Source organism: Iodidimonas sp. MBR-22 (genome assembly GCF_029946565.1).
GTDB lineage: Bacteria > Pseudomonadota > Alphaproteobacteria > Sphingomonadales > Rhodothalassiaceae > Iodidimonas > Iodidimonas nitroreducens.
The window spans coordinates 183,330-197,696 of record NZ_JARKVQ010000002.1 but is presented as its reverse complement, the minus strand read 5'-3'; the positions used below and the strand labels follow the sequence as shown (position 1 = coordinate 197,696).

The following is a 14,367-nucleotide window of genomic DNA, read 5'->3' as shown; positions in this document are numbered from 1 at the left end:
GGCCCGTTGTTCTTGCTCACACGCATCGCCCGATCATCCCAATGATCGCGAAAGATAAGGCCCGATGCGATTGGCCGCCCAGAGTGGCAGGCGCTGCCATAAAGCAATCGCCAAACGATATTTGGGATTGAGGGGATTGTTTGAAGGCACGGCATCGGCCCGGATCAGGCGATATTCATAGCTCAGGGGCTGCGGCTCGAAGCCCCAGTGTTTTTTGAAATCATAAGATCCCGTACCGCATTTCGACCGGCCAAAATCAAAAACCGTTTCGCCCCGTTCCACCGCCCGACGCAGGGTTTCCCAATACATGAAATCATTGGCGGCCACTTCCCGCGCTTTGGCCGTTCCGCCGCCATAATAGGGTAGGATTTCATTCCGAAAGCGAAATGATAGAACCCCGGAAACGGTTTCATCCCCATTTTTGATCAGGAGCAATTCGCAGCGATCCCCAAAAATCTGCTTCAAAAGCCGGAAATAGCGCTTCGAGAAAACCGGCGTCCCCAAATTCCGCACACTTTCGGCATAAACCGCATGAAGCGCATCGGGATCATCCGTTGCGACACCGGAAAGCCCGCATTTGATGCCCTTGCGCACCATCGCCCGCTGCTTGCGCGGGATCATTTTCAGATTCTCATCGGCATCCATCGTAAAAGATTTGCGAAAGCGCACATAAAGATCGGATTGGCTTTCCCAGCGTTCATCAAGGGCATGCAGCGGGGTGATCAATCGATATTCCAGATGGCCCACAGCCAATTTTTCGGCCAAAGCCACCGCCGCCGCATCAAGGGCAGCCAAAGCCCCCGGATCGCTCCATAAAGGGCCGCCTTCAACACAAAAAGCAGTTGAAACAAGGCTATCGCCAAAAAGCGCGCTTTTGATATGAACAAGGGGCAGAACAGCCCGGACCTGCCCGCCGGATTGGGCCATCAGATAATGCGTTTCATGGCCAAAAGCCTGCGAAATCACCTGTTGCCATCCCGAAAGATGAAAAAAGCTTCCCGCTTCATGCGCCATCACAAACGCATCCCAGCGATCATGATCGCCCGGCTCTAAAGGCGTGATGCTGATGGGCTGGGTTCCGTGCATCATAAAGCCTTTCCAACAGCAAATCGGCTATCGAAGCGATCCCATCGCCCCTTTTGCAAAAGGCGTTCAAGCTTCATTTTCATGCGCGACAGATTGGTATAATGGCGAAAGCGGGTTTTCGCCCCCAGCCCCTCGATCCGGGGCTGATCGGGATCGATTTCCCAGGGATGGAAATAAAAAATCAGCGGCATGGCATCATGCGCCCGCACACGCTCCATCATCCAGTTTGAAACGGCAAAGGGCAGCAGCCGGAAATAGCCCCCGCCCCCACATGGCAAGCGCCGCCCGCCCAGCATCATCGTGCTGATCGGAATTTCCAGAAAATCCCTATCCGCCATCGGTTGATAGGCAGACCGCGGGGCATCGGGGATCCCATAATGATCATGCTTGATCGGATAAATGCTGGAACTATAGCGATAGCCTTCCTCGGCCAGAATACCATGGGCCCAATCGGTCCCGGGGGTGAGGGAAAAGCTCGCCGCCCGATAACCCAGAACCGACCTGCCCGCAATATCTTCCAACAGGGCCCGGCTTTCGCGCACATCACTGCGAAAGGCTTCCGGGTTTTGGGACGACACCCGGATATGTTGCATGCCATGACTGGCAATTTCATGGCCACGCTTGGCGATTTCGCGGATCAGATCGGGATAGCGGCGGGCAATCCAGCCCAAAGTGAAGAAAGTGGCCTTGGCCTGATGGCGATCGAATAAATCCAGAATATCATGAACATTCCGCTCCACCCGGCACGCCATCGACGGCCAATCGCGCCGATCGATGATGCCCTCCATGGCCGAGACCTGAAAATAATCCTCAACATCCACGCTCATCACATCAGCCAGGGATGCGGGCGGATCTGCGGGCCTCAATGACGCCTGTTCCCGATTTAAATCCATCATCAAACCCCACGATTCTTTATCTGCTGGCCCAGCATCAGCTTCAAGCGTGACAATCGTGATTTATGGAGATCCATTTTTCGCCGCAGCCGCCCCATATGCTGCAAAAGCGCCTGTTGCTGGCTCATCTGCGATGCCAGATACTGCCGCACCTGTGGCGCGTTTGATGCCTCCAGCCGGCTCATCGGATCCGCCAAAAGGGCAAGACCGCTATCACCGGTGAGCGGCAGATCCAAAATATCCTGCTGATCCGCTACAGCCGGTAAGGGTGCCTGAGGTGCCGCCAAGCTGATCGGCTTTGGTTGCTCAGGGGAAGATGGCGCAGCATCCATAAGATTTTCCCCCCGCATTTCCGCCGTTACATCATCAACCGCAGAACCGGTGATCTTGGTCAGTTCCTCAAGAAACCCATAAAGCAACAGGCGATCACATAAGCGGTTGATTTTGCGCGGAACACCGCCGGTTTCAGCAAAAATGCGCTGACAGGCCCCATAGGTGAACAGGCTTTGATCGCGAACCCCCGCCTGCTGCATCCGATGAGCGATATAAATCGGCACGTCTTCAACGGTCAGGGGGGCGAGATGATAGGATGCAATCACCCTTTGCCTGATCTGCTCGCAAGCCGGGCTGGCCAAACGACTGCGAAATTCCGGCTGGCCCACCAGCAATTGCTGCACCAGCGGCTTTTCCTGATTTTGAAAATTCGAGAGCATCCGCAGTTCTTCAAGGGCACCCGCAGATAGATTTTGCACCTCATCAACGATCAGCAGAACCGATTTCCCCGCCTGCCCCAAACGCAGAAAAAAACTGTTCAGATCGCGCAGATAAGAAGCCTTGCTCGCCCCGCTTTTGCGCAAATTCAGTTCGCTGGCAATCAATTCCAGAAGATTTTCCGCCTCAAGCTGAGTGGTGCTGATCCGGGCCACCACAACATTTTTGAGTTGGCCGTTTTTCAATAGATAATCGATCAGCGTCGTCTTGCCCGCCCCCACATCGCCGGTGACGATGACAAAACCTTCAAGCTTGCTCAAGCCATAGCTGATGGTGGCCATCGCCCGTTTATGCACCCGGCTGTCATAAAAGAAATTGACATCCGGTGTCAGTTGAAAGGGGTGCCGCTTTAATCCATAATAATCAAGATACATCTGATCCTCCCAGCCATGAAGGCTGAGGCCGCGCGATCATATCTCGATATTCAGAATCGCCGCTCATATTTGGTTCCGATAGCTGCGATCACCATAATAGCTATAGGTTGTATCACCGATCCCCGGCACCATCTTGTTCAAAACCAGCCCCAGCTTGCAATCAGCAGGCAAAAGCTGCACCGCCTTTTCAAGGGCTTCGCGCTGGGTTTTGTTGGATTCCACAACGAACACAACCTGCCCCATCAATTCTGCGAGCACCGCCGGTTCCGAACAGGATAACATCGGCGGTGTATCAAAAATGATCAGCCGATCAGGATAGCGATCCGCCATTTCCTGCGCGATCTGCTGCATCCGTTGGCTGGCCAGCAATTCGGTGGACATATCATCCCGCCGACCCGGCCCGATCAGCGACAGGCGTTCGATATTGGTGCGCAATATAATTTCGCTCAGATCGGTATCAGGGTTTTTCAGCATATCCATCAAACCCAAGCGACGACCAAGCCCCAACCGATTAAAAACAGCCGGGCGTTCAAAATCTGAATCCACCAAAAGCACATGAAAATCCACCTCGCAAGCAAGGCTGATCGCCAGATTGAGCGCCACGAAACTTTTACCTTCGGATGGAAAGGCGCTGGTCACCATGATCAGATTGGATCGCTCCACATCCCGAAACCAAAAGGCCTGCACCACCGAACGCTTGATCAGGCGCATTTCCTCAGCCAATTGCGAGCGCATGGTTTTGGGTGTGAGATAGCCATGGGCCGCCAGCATATCCAGATCGATCATCACATCGACAATGTCATCCTCGGGCGCTATTTCATGTCCGGATTTCCGCCGGGCACCGCGCAGGCTGTTCACATGCACGCCTTGGCCGGATGGCTGTTTTTCCGGCATAGTGGCATCAGCTTTTTGAACAGAGGCAGTCCCCTCGCGCAGTCGGGCGGCGGCCCGCTCGATCAAGGACGCATCTTCCAAAGGATCGCCAGCCAATTCCTTGCCAGCGCGTTCTTTTTTAGGGTGTGAACCACGATCAGACATCAAAAACCCCGCCTGGTGGCCCATAAATTGATACGCAAATTTTCATGATCATGTTCGTCCTGTATTCAAATCAAAAGAAGTGATCATGGGCGAACTTCTGAATAATGAAGGGCGCAAACGATCGATCACCAATATAATCAGCCCGAATATGAAAACGAATAGACACAAGCCATAGGCCAACATCTGGTGCATCGGGATGCCAAAGCGGCTTTCGATATATAAAAGACCGATGAAAACCGCCAATAAAACAGATAATGAAGCCCCAAGGCTTATTTTATCCTTAATCCCCTTACCCGGATCATCATGGCCAACAACGGTGAGAAAGCCGATGACAGGAAAATCAAAATCCCGCTTTAGATGATCAACACTGCCATAAGTGACCCGTGCAACAGCCAATAGCCAAGCCACAGCACCGCCTGCGACAAAGCTCATCATAAGGATCGCCGCCAAAAACAAAGCCCGGGGTGGGCCGCTCGGCATGAGCGGAACGGAGGCCGCTTCGATGATGCGAAAATTCACGCGGCTGCCCGCCTGCTCGCGATCCGAAGAAATCCGCGCCGATTCCCTTCGCGTCAGAAGGGTTTCGTAATTTTTCCGGATCACATCATAATCCCGGGTCAAGCGCTTCATTTGCGCTTCCACTTCCGGCACCTGAAAAACTTTTCGCTCCAGATCATCCACCGCCTGCCGAGCTCTGCCAACCTTTTCGCGCAGTGTTTCGGCATTCGTCCGTTCCCGCACCAATTCCATCCGCAAATCAGCATAAACAGGATTAGGAATGGTTACATTATTGGCAGAGGGGCCCGAGCGCAAATCATCGCTTTGCCCAAAATTATCAACAAAAGCCGCATGCTGGCTCATCATCGCTTCAAGCCTTCGGCGCATCACCACAACATCGGGATGCTCGCCGGTATAGCGTGATTCCAGTTCCTCAAGCCGACTTTGCAGATCAATGATTTGCACTTCCAGATTGGTTGGCGGGCCCATTCCGCCCGAAGTTTGTCCTAAAATCTGGGGGGTTTCGGCCAGTTCCCTCTCCAAAAGCCTTTGCCGGGCTTCGGTATCCTGAAGCTGCCCCAAAAGATCGGACAAGACCTCGCGGGCTTCGGCCAGATTACTTTGCAAGCCTGTTTGACCGGGCAGAAAAGCGGCATTTCCTTGCTGAAAGCGCGCCAAAGCGTCTTCGGCTTCATTCAGTTTTTGCTCATATTCGGCAATCTGCCGATCCAGAAAGCCCTGGGCATTATCCATATCGGCGCGATTGCGCCCCAAATTATTCTCAACGAATAGAGTGGTCAGTGCCTGCACCACATCCCGCGCCCGCTGGGGCGAGCGATCCACATAGCTGATATCGAAAAGATTATCTCTTTGTGCGGTCAGCGATATTCTTTTTTCCAGTTGATCGAGCATCACCTCCATCCCCGCCGGGGTGCTGGCCTCGATATCCATATCGGTCATTCTGGCGAGTTGCTCGATATTCGGACGACTCAGCAGGGTCCGGCGCATGATTTCGATCTGTCGATCCACATTTTCTTCAACCGCAACCCCTGCCAGCAGGGGGCTTAAAATCGTCGCCGTATCCACATAGATTTTAGCCGATGAACGATATTCATTGGGCAAGGAAGAAACACCCGCCCAGCCAAGGCCTGCAATCATCGCGGCAATCGCAAAGATCATCCAGCGCCGCCGCCAAAGCGCACCCATATAGAATAAAAGCTGTTGATAGATTTCGTTCACTTGCAATAAAGCCCATCAAAAATAAGAAACAGACAAAGGATCGCCATGGCGACACTCTAACACCCCCCTGATCACAGGAAAGTTTCCGGGATGATCAGAATATCCCCGGGCAATACCATTGTATTGGCTGAAATATTGCCTGATTTCAAAAGGCTATCGAGCCGCACGCGATATTCCTTTTGCTCACCATCCACCCAGCGCACCAGGGTGGCCCTGTTGCCAGCGGCAAATTCGGTCAACCCCCCCACCGCGATCATCACATCAAGCAAGGTCATATTGGCACGATAAGGAATGGCTGATGGATTGGCAGCCGCCCCCACAACCCGCACCTGTTGTTCGAACGTGCCCACAAAACCGGTCACCATCACGGTTACCAAAGGGTCTTGCACAAAAACACTCAAAGCGCCCTCAATATCGCGCGCGAGTTCCGTGGGCGTTTTGCCGGCTGCTTCCAGATCATCGATCAAGGGTAAAGTGATGCGCCCATCGGGACGAACCAGCGCATTGCTGGCCAGATCTGGATTGCGCCATACAAAAATATTGAGAGAATCGCCCGGGCCGATGCGATAAAGCGGCGCATCCAGCGCCGGTGCATTACTATCCACCGGCGGCAATGTGCTTTTGCTCGCGCAAGCCGCCACCAAACAAACAGCCAGCAAAGCCAGCGCCCTGATTATCATGCCCGTTCCCTTGCATCAAAGCGGTTCATTTTACGTACCCGTCAGCGGGTTTATCACAAAATGGTTACGCATTCTACATTACTTATGGTTTTCATAGTGTTAACATTGTTTGGATTGTGCCAAAACAGGAAAATCCTGATTTGATACAAATCGCATGAAATCAAATGTTATTAAACCAAAAAGTGTTATTCTTTAATAAAGTGAATATTTATAAAGATAGTTTTCTTGGGGTTTAGTTAATTAATATTTTATTTTATGCACAAAATTGCCCTATTTTATGGTCAGAACATAATATAAGAGCAATTCGCCTTATAATTTTAGGAAGAATTAAGGGACATCCCATATGCTGTGTACCGAGAAGAATGACTTAGTCATCACAGGGGCTTTTGGTCATAATAAAATTACGGTGTCCCAATGGTTTATCAGGTTAGAGAGACGATCCGCGCGGCCCAGTCTGCCCAGAAAGCGGAGCAGAGCTTGACCGATTTATATTATAAGTGGTTCGATGTCGTCCGTTGTGACACAAAAGAACTTATCAAGAAATCTCAACAACTTCGCTATCAGGTCTATTGTCTCGAAACGGGATTCGAAGATCCGGCAGCCAATAGCGATGGCCTGGAAAAAGACGAATCGGATGACCATGCCCTGCATAGCCTGCTGATTCATCGCCCCTCAGGCATGGTGGCGGGAACGGTCAGGCTGATCTATCCTGATCATCAGCGCCCCCATTTGGGCCTGCCGTCTTATCGGGTCTCCCCCATTTTAACCGATGGAACCGATCTTGATCTGCCCCGCGATCAGACGGCGGAAATTTCCCGCTTTTCGGTTTCCAAGGCCTTTCGCCAGCGGATGGATGATGGGCTTTATTCCACCGAGGTGAATGACAATACCCCCGAATTTCTGGGTCGCCGGGCTTTGCCCAGCATCACATTGGGCCTGATGCGAGCGATTGTGGAAATGACCCGGGATGCCGGGATGACCCATGTCACCGCCGTTGTCGAACCTGCCCTCATTCGTTTGCTGGGCAAGCTGGGCATCCGTTTCGATCGCACCGGCGAAACGGTCAATTATCATGGCATCCGCTATCCCGTTTATCGTGATATGTCAGAGCTTCTGGCCGGAATTTATCGGCAAAAGCCAGAGATCTGGCACGCCATCACCGATGGTGGCCGGGTCTGGCCCCTCACTGCGGCGCAAACACGTCTGCTCGCCTGAAATGGATCAGAATTTCGATTATGATACAGCCTTCAGCCGCACGCTGGGCTGGATCACCCACACGGAACAACAGATTCTGAAAGGCAAGCGCGTCGCCATTGCCGGGTTGGGCGGTGTGGGGGGCGGCCATGCCCTGATGCTCGCCCGTCTTGGGATCGGGGCCTTTCATATCGCTGATTTCGATCGCTTCGATCTCGCCAATATGAACCGACAGGCCGGTGCCTTTGTCAGCACCATCACCAAGCCGAAATGCGCCGTGATCAAATCGATGCTGCTCGATATCAACCCGGAGGCCGAGATTAAAGACTTCCCCCAAGGGGTTGATGACCGCAATCTCGATGCCTTTCTCGAAGATGTCGATCTGTTCATCGATGGGCTTGATTTTTTCGTGCTCGATATCCGCCGCGCCCTTTTTGCCCGCGCCCGCGCACTTGCAATCCCGGCCATCACTGTGGCGCCGCTGGGCCTTGGGGCCTCATTGCTGACCTTTATGCCCGATAGCTTGTCTTTTGATCGCTATTTCCGTTTTTCGTCCATCAAAACCGATGAAGCCTCACGACAAAACGAGACAGCCGCGCAAACCAAAAATTATGTGCGCTTCATGATCGGGTTGGCACCGGCGGCTTTGCATCGCTCGGCACTGGTCGATCAAAGCCATGTTGATTTTTCTAGAAAGGCCGGGCCATCCACCCCCATGGCCTGTGGCATGGCCAGCGCCCTTTTGGGGGCCGAAGCCATGAAAATTCTGCTCAAGCGGGGCCGCATCAAGCCCGCGCCCTTTGTCCATCAATATGATCCCTATCAACAACGCTTGCGCACCACATGGACAGCCGGGGGCAACGCCAATCCATGGCGACGGGTGAAAATCGAATTGGCCCGGCATTGGATCGAAAAGCTCATCGCAAAGGGGCCGCAAAATCATCTGGCGGATAGCGTTGCCGCCGATGCGCCGCGCCTGCATCAGATTTTGGATCAGGCGCGCTGGGCCCCTTCGGGCGATAATGAACAGCCATGGCGCTTTGAGATTCTGGATGAAAACAGCCTGCGCATCCATCTGATCTACCATCCGGGCAGCAATTTTTATGAATATGCCCATGGCCGCCCCATTCTGCTGGCTGCAGGTGGTCTGCTGGAAACCATACGCATTGCCGCCAGCCATCACGGCTTATCAATCGAATGGACGCTGGATGAAAACGCCAATCCATGGGCCATTCACGTCACCTTCCATGAAGCCGATGTCTCCCCTGATCGCCTGATGCCTTTCATCAAATCGCGCACGGTGGACCGCAGGCCCTATCGCAAAATCGGCCTTGATGCCAAAGAGATGGCCAGGCTGGAACAGACTCTGCCCAAAGGCGGGCGGATCATCTGGTTTCAAAGCCCCAAGGCGCGCTGGGCGATGACCCGGCTGAATATGAAGGCGACGCTTTTGCGCCTGACCATCCCCGAAGCCCATCGGGTGCATCAAAAAGCCGTTAATTTCTCAACGGATCACAGCCCATGGGGCATGCCCGCTCAATCGGTGGGACTTGATCCCCTGACCGTGCGGCTGATGCGCTGGGCCAATGCAAAATGGTCGCGCACCAAAATTCTCAATCGCCTGTTGGGGGGTGCCTGGGCTGCCAGCCTGCAATTGGATATACTGCCGGGTATGAACTGCGCGGCGCATTTTGCCCTGTGCTGGGATCAGGATAAGGCCGAAAGACCCGATCAGGACTGGATCATGGCGGGCCAGCATATGCAGCGTTTCTGGCTGACGGCTCATGCCATGGGGCTTTCGATCCAGCCATCCTATGCACCACTTATTTTCACCCATGGGGCAAGCCATGATCAGCGCTGGTCTGAAAGCAGAACCGATATCAAGGCGAAGGCCATCGGCCAGTTTTTTGATTCCGTGATGGCCTGTTCCAGCGATGCGGTGATTTTCCCCGGCCGCATTGGGCGGTCGCGCAGACCAGTCACCTCGCGCTCCGTGCGTCAGCCTTTATCCAGCTTATTTTACGAAAAAGAATGAGCGGCAGTTCCTGATTTAAGCGCCCATAGCAAAACCCCCCGAAGCCAGTTGCTTCGAGGGGTTTTTTACCAAGCTGGGTAAAAGCCGCAATCAGATGCTTTTGCGGCGACGCCCGATCAGGCCAAGGCCCAGAAGCCCAAGACCCATGAAACCAAGGGTGGCAGGAACAGGAACCTGAATGCTGAACTGAAGATCATCCTGCACCGGAAACACATTGCCGCCATTTTGCGTGGTGGGGAATTGCAGACTGCCGCTGCCGAAAATCTGATTGCTCAACAATTGACCGGGACCAAAATATTGAGTCACTTCCAGATTGAATAAAAATGTACCCAGTGAAGACACTCCAGGAATGGGGTTCCCCGTGATCCCAACACCGCCGAAGGTGGTGGTGTTCAAAGGCACATTATTGGATCTGAACACAGAACCATTGCCAAAGCCTGCGGTCAAAAAGGGCGTGCCATCAACAGCCGTAGCGATGGATCCTGCGATATTGCCGATATCATCAGCAAAGAATGAGAAATTATTGCTGGTGTCTTCGTAAAGCATCGTTGACGTGCCCGCAGCCGGAGCGGCAATCCCGAAAAGGGCGGTAAACAGATTTGGATCGACCGCTTCGAAATCAAAAGTGGCACTGGTAAAATCTTCAAACCCCGCCGTGGTCTGCACATCCGATATGCCAATTCTGCTGATGGCCTGAACCCGGGTCAAAAACACCCCGGTGATTTCGGTATTAAGGGTATCCAATGTCGTGCCACCGATACTGGAAATATCGATCACCCCACCAAAAATATCCCCGATTTGAACTTCGCCCAAAACCGGCGCAAAAGAACCATCCTGCTGCTGGCGCAGGACAAATTCGCCACTATCATCTTCAAAAACGGTGCTTCCACCAAAATCGAATAAAGACGTGGGAAGCGCATGCGCCGAACCAAAAGAAAGGGTGGCCATAAGCAGCGCAGGCACCCCTAATTGAGCTATTTTTTTCAACATCTTCTCTCTCCTTAAAACCACGTTACACACCCGCCCCACATTTGTTCCGACACGCCGAGGGGTCAGTCATGCCCGAATGGATGCACATCCCGTGCCAGAAATATAAATATATATAATTCAATGATTTATGCTGTAGGGACGATTTGAAAATCCGCAAAGTGATAAATATTCTGACAGCTTCACGACCTGCTTTCCGGGGTTTTCAGGCCATTTGGCCGGTGGGATGGCGAAATGATTAATTTTCTGTTTAAAAATAAGGCGCTTAGCGGGGCTATCTTGGGAAATTGACAAAGATCGAGCCTGTAAAAATATTTTACAGATCAACCCCAGATATCTTTTCCCACGCCATTATGATCCCAAATCTTCAGCCGCTTTTGAGATATTTCACCGCCGCATCGCGCTCGAATAAATAGAGCAACACCCGTAAAGCTTCGCCACGCGGGCCTTTCAGTTCGGGATCGCGGGTCATCACAAGGCGGGCATGATCGCGCGCCATCGCCATCAGATCGCCATGGGATTCCAGATCGGCCAAACGAAAATCCGGCAGGCCCGATTGGCGGGTGCCCAGCACATCGCCCGCACCGCGCAGGCGCAAATCTTCTTCCGCCAGCACAAAGCCATCCTCGGTTTCGCGCATGATATTAAGCCGGGTGCGGGCCACCTCACCCGCATCGGCGGCGCGCAAAAGCAGACAGGTGGATGCCGCCTCACCCCGCCCCACCCGGCCCCGCAACTGATGCAATTGCGCCAGCCCAAACCGCTCGGCATGTTCGATCACCATGATCGTGGCATTGGGCACATCCACCCCCACCTCGATCACCGTTGTCGCCACCAGAATTGCAAGCGCCCCGGCCTTGAAATCCGCCATCACGGCATCTTTTTCTGCTGCCTTCATCCGCCCATGCACCAGCCCCACTTTTGGTCCGAACATCTGCTGCAAATGGGCATGGCGATCTTCGGCAGCGGCCAGATCGCTTTTTTCCGATTCTTCAACCAAAGGGCAAACCCAATAGATCTGCGCCCCCGCCTGCATCGCCCGCCCGATCCCATCCACCACCGCATCGAGCCGATCAAGCGAGATCACGCGCGTATCGATGGGCTTTCTACCGGGTGGTTTTTCAACGATCCGGCTCACATCCATATCGCCATAAAGCCCCAAAGTGAGGGTGCGCGGAATGGGGGTGGCGGTCATCACCAGCACATCCACCGCATGGCCCGCCTTTTCGGCCAGCGCCAGCCTTTGAAACACCCCGAAGCGGTGCTGCTCATCCACCACCACCAAAGCCAGATCATGAAACTGCACATCGGTGGTGAGCAGAGCATGGGTGCCGATGAGAATATCAATCTCGCCCCGCTCCAATGCCGCCAGAACATCGGCCCGCGCCCGGCCCTTCACCCGCCCGCTCAAAAAGCCGAGCCGCAAGCCTGCCGCTTCGGCCAAGGGGCTGAGGGCATCGAGATGCTGCCGCGCCAGAATTTCGGTAGGGGCGAGCATCGCCGCCTGCAAGCCTGCGCGATCTTTAATCCCTCCCACCCGCGCCCCCACAGCCGCCGCCATGGCCAGAAAGGCGATGATCGTCTTGCCCGATCCCACATCCCCCTGCACCAGCCGCAGCATGGCTTCGGGCCGTGCCAGATCAGACAGGATTTCATCCAGCGCCCGCCTTTGATCGCCGGTCAGCGGCCAGGGCAAGGCATCGAGGATTTTTTGCTGATCGGCGGCATTGGCCTCTAAGGCCCGCCCCTTTCGCCGCCGGGATCGATGCCGCACCAGCCCCAAAGCCAGTTGATGGGCAAACAGCTCATCGAAAGCCAGGCGCCGCCGGTTCGGGCTTTGGGGATCAAGATCATCCGTCGTTTGCGGTTGGTGCGCCTGTTTGATCGCCACCGGCCATGCGGGCCAGTTTTCACGATCCAAAAGTGCCGCATCCAGCCATTCAGGCACGTTTGGTATGGCATCCATCGCCCCGATCAGGGCTTTGCGGAGCTGCTTTTGCCCCAGCCCCTGGGTCAGGGGATATAAAGGCTCCAAAAGCGGCATCTGGTCGGCATCTTGCGGCTTTAGGATATAATCGGGATGGGTGATCTGGGGGCGACCCTGAAAGATCTCGACCCGGCCCGAAATCAGCCTCTCCTCGCCCACCGGCAGGCTGCGCGCCAGCCAATCCCCGCGCGCATGGAAAAAAACCAGTGTCAGAAAACCACTGTCATCGCGCACCAGCACCCTTTGGGTTTTGCTCTGGGCCGCGGCAGGTTGATGCTGATCGACCACCACATTGAGGGTGACGATTTCCCCCTCATTAATTTCAGCGATCCGGGGGCGGGCCCGCCTGTCCACCAGCCCTATCGGCAGATGCCACAATAGATCGATCACCCGATCCCCGCACAGGCGCTGATAGAGGGCCTGATTGCGCGGACCAATGCCGGGCAACCTGATCACATCGGCAAACAGCGGAAATAAAACGGATGGGCGCATAAACATTTCCCACGATCAGCGAAATCAGCCCCGTGGGACACGGGCCCCCCGCCATTCTTCATTGAGCAGGGCATAAAAATAATCATCCAGCCATTCCCCATCGCACAGGAAAGACTTTCTGAACACCCCTTCGCGACGGAAACCAAGCGCTTCCAAAAGCCTGATCGAAGGTTGATTGGGCGCTACCACCGCCGCCGTCAGGCGATGCAGCCCCATATCAGCGAACAGATGATCCACCATGATGCCCACCGCTTCACCCGCCAGCCCGCGCCCTTGAAAACTGTCGAGCAAGCGATAACCGATCTCGGCCTGTTGCGGCCCCGGAATGCCAAAACCCACCCCGATATCCCCCGCTGTTTCACCGCTTGAACGATCGACGATGGCATATTGATACCAGGTCCCCGAAGGTCCATCCTCCCCGGGCGATTTAGACTCCATTTCCGCCACCATCTCCCGCACCCAGCCTTCGGTATCGGGATGATCCCAGCCGGTATAGCGATTGGTTTTTTTATCCACGCGGGTACCGATCAGGGCCGGAATATCCTGCTTTGATACCGGCCTGATCAGAAGCCGGGCATTTTTCTCCAATGTCGATAGGGTCATGCGAATCTTCCCCCTTTTTTATCCAGAACTTTTTGGCGTCCATCCTGTGCTGACCGCATCTGGATGGCAAGCGCCTTTGATCACAGTTTCCACTGCTTTGAGGCTGGACCCACAGGCATCCGGCTTTTATAGTCCGCCGCCACGCCGCCAGAATAGCGCGGCGCATTTTTTCATCTTCAGCCGAATGTGAACCCCATGGCCGAAACGCTTCCCAATGATGATCTTGATCTGGAAACACGCAGAAAAAGGCTGGTTTTCCGGGCCTGGCATCGGGGCGTGAAGGAAGCGGATATCATTCTGGGCCATTTTGTCCGCGATCATGTAGCAGGCTGGGATCAGGAAACCCTTGCGTGGTTTGAGCGGCTTTTGGAAGAAAGCGACCGCGATATCCTCGCCTGGATCATGAAATCCGAGCCCATCCCGGCCCTTTTCGATACCAAGCTGATGCGGCTGATGCAAAAGCTCGATTATGTGAAAATCGGGGATTGAT

12 protein-coding genes are annotated in these 14,367 nt (G+C 54.2%); 3 read left to right on the top strand and 9 right to left on the bottom strand.

The window, feature by feature from the left end; all coding sequences use genetic code 11:
* Positions 1-33: 33 nt before the first annotated feature.
* The 6 genes from QK300_RS02745 to QK300_RS02720 form a co-directional block, all read right to left on the bottom strand.
* Entirely contained in the window at positions 34-1,089 is a 1,056-nt protein-coding gene (locus QK300_RS02745; RefSeq protein ID WP_281300088.1) for a FemAB family XrtA/PEP-CTERM system-associated protein, read from the bottom strand.
* The gene (locus QK300_RS02740; protein ID WP_281300089.1) at positions 1,086-1,982 is read right to left on the bottom strand and encodes an XrtA system polysaccharide deacetylase; all 897 of its coding nucleotides are present in this window, start codon (positions 1,980-1,982) and stop codon (positions 1,086-1,088) included. The genes QK300_RS02745 and QK300_RS02740 overlap by 4 nt, the downstream gene beginning before the upstream one ends.
* The gene (locus QK300_RS02735) at positions 1,982-3,124 is read right to left on the bottom strand and encodes an XrtA/PEP-CTERM system-associated ATPase (protein ID WP_281300090.1); all 1,143 of its coding nucleotides are present in this window, start codon (positions 3,122-3,124) and stop codon (positions 1,982-1,984) included. The genes QK300_RS02740 and QK300_RS02735 overlap by 1 nt, the downstream gene beginning before the upstream one ends.
* A gap of 63 nt (positions 3,125-3,187) precedes the next feature.
* Entirely contained in the window at positions 3,188-4,162 is a 975-nt protein-coding gene (locus QK300_RS02730) for an XrtA-associated tyrosine autokinase (RefSeq protein ID WP_281300091.1), read from the bottom strand.
* 48 nt (positions 4,163-4,210) lie between these two features.
* The gene (locus QK300_RS02725; protein WP_281300092.1) at positions 4,211-5,899 is read right to left on the bottom strand and encodes an XrtA system polysaccharide chain length determinant; all 1,689 of its coding nucleotides are present in this window, start codon (positions 5,897-5,899) and stop codon (positions 4,211-4,213) included.
* Between the two features lie 71 nt (positions 5,900-5,970).
* Positions 5,971-6,579: an XrtA/PEP-CTERM system exopolysaccharide export protein gene (locus QK300_RS02720; RefSeq protein ID WP_281300093.1), complete on the bottom strand. Its 609-nt coding sequence runs from the start codon at positions 6,577-6,579 to the stop codon at positions 5,971-5,973.
* 477 nt (positions 6,580-7,056) lie between these two features.
* On the opposite strand from QK300_RS02720, the gene QK300_RS02715 reads away from it, so the two are divergent.
* Together QK300_RS02715 and QK300_RS02710 are read left to right on the top strand one after the other, a co-directional pair.
* Positions 7,057-7,794: a PEP-CTERM/exosortase system-associated acyltransferase gene (locus QK300_RS02715; protein WP_281300094.1), complete on the top strand. Its 738-nt coding sequence runs from the start codon at positions 7,057-7,059 to the stop codon at positions 7,792-7,794.
* Between the two features lies 1 nt (position 7,795).
* Positions 7,796-9,808, top strand: a complete 2,013-nt coding sequence (locus tag QK300_RS02710) for a ThiF family adenylyltransferase (RefSeq protein WP_281300095.1) — start codon at positions 7,796-7,798, stop codon at positions 9,806-9,808.
* A gap of 90 nt (positions 9,809-9,898) precedes the next feature.
* Here the strand turns inward: QK300_RS02710 and QK300_RS02705 are convergent, their stop codons facing one another.
* The 3 genes from QK300_RS02705 to QK300_RS02695 all read right to left on the bottom strand — a co-directional run bounded on the left by QK300_RS02705 (position 9,899) and on the right by QK300_RS02695 (position 13,877).
* Positions 9,899-10,798 (bottom strand): PEP-CTERM sorting domain-containing protein, encoded by a 900-nt coding sequence (locus QK300_RS02705; protein WP_281300096.1) that lies wholly within the window; start codon positions 10,796-10,798, stop codon positions 9,899-9,901.
* 364 nt (positions 10,799-11,162) lie between these two features.
* Positions 11,163-13,274 (bottom strand): ATP-dependent DNA helicase RecG, encoded by a 2,112-nt coding sequence (recG, locus tag QK300_RS02700; protein ID WP_281300097.1) that lies wholly within the window; start codon positions 13,272-13,274, stop codon positions 11,163-11,165.
* A 24-nt stretch (positions 13,275-13,298) separates the two neighbouring features.
* Entirely contained in the window at positions 13,299-13,877 is a 579-nt protein-coding gene (locus tag QK300_RS02695) for a GNAT family protein (protein ID WP_281300098.1), read from the bottom strand.
* A gap of 195 nt (positions 13,878-14,072) precedes the next feature.
* Between QK300_RS02695 and QK300_RS02690 the strand changes: the two genes are divergently transcribed.
* Positions 14,073-14,366: a succinate dehydrogenase assembly factor 2 gene (locus tag QK300_RS02690; RefSeq protein ID WP_042082806.1), complete on the top strand. Its 294-nt coding sequence runs from the start codon at positions 14,073-14,075 to the stop codon at positions 14,364-14,366.
* Position 14,367: the final 1 nt, after the last annotated feature.

Excerpts from the sequence above, each read along its gene's own strand:
- QK300_RS02735 (WP_281300090.1), bottom strand. The coding sequence starts at position 3,124 with ATGTATCTTGATTATTATGGATTAAAGCGGCACCCCTTTCAACTGACA.
- recG (WP_281300097.1), bottom strand. The coding sequence starts at position 13,274 with ATGCGCCCATCCGTTTTATTTCCGCTGTTTGCCGATGTGATCAGGTTG.
- QK300_RS02690 (WP_042082806.1), top strand. The coding sequence starts at position 14,073 with ATGGCCGAAACGCTTCCCAATGATGATCTTGATCTGGAAACACGCAGA.
- QK300_RS02705 (WP_281300096.1), bottom strand. The coding sequence starts at position 10,798 with ATGTTGAAAAAAATAGCTCAATTAGGGGTGCCTGCGCTGCTTATGGCC.
- QK300_RS02730 (WP_281300091.1), bottom strand. The coding sequence starts at position 4,162 with ATGTCTGATCGTGGTTCACACCCTAAAAAAGAACGCGCTGGCAAGGAA.
- QK300_RS02710 (WP_281300095.1), top strand. The coding sequence starts at position 7,796 with ATGGATCAGAATTTCGATTATGATACAGCCTTCAGCCGCACGCTGGGC.
- QK300_RS02720 (WP_281300093.1), bottom strand. The coding sequence starts at position 6,579 with ATGATAATCAGGGCGCTGGCTTTGCTGGCTGTTTGTTTGGTGGCGGCT.
- QK300_RS02695 (WP_281300098.1), bottom strand. The coding sequence starts at position 13,877 with ATGACCCTATCGACATTGGAGAAAAATGCCCGGCTTCTGATCAGGCCG.
- QK300_RS02745 (WP_281300088.1), bottom strand. The coding sequence starts at position 1,089 with ATGATGCACGGAACCCAGCCCATCAGCATCACGCCTTTAGAGCCGGGC.
- QK300_RS02740 (WP_281300089.1), bottom strand. The coding sequence starts at position 1,982 with ATGATGGATTTAAATCGGGAACAGGCGTCATTGAGGCCCGCAGATCCG.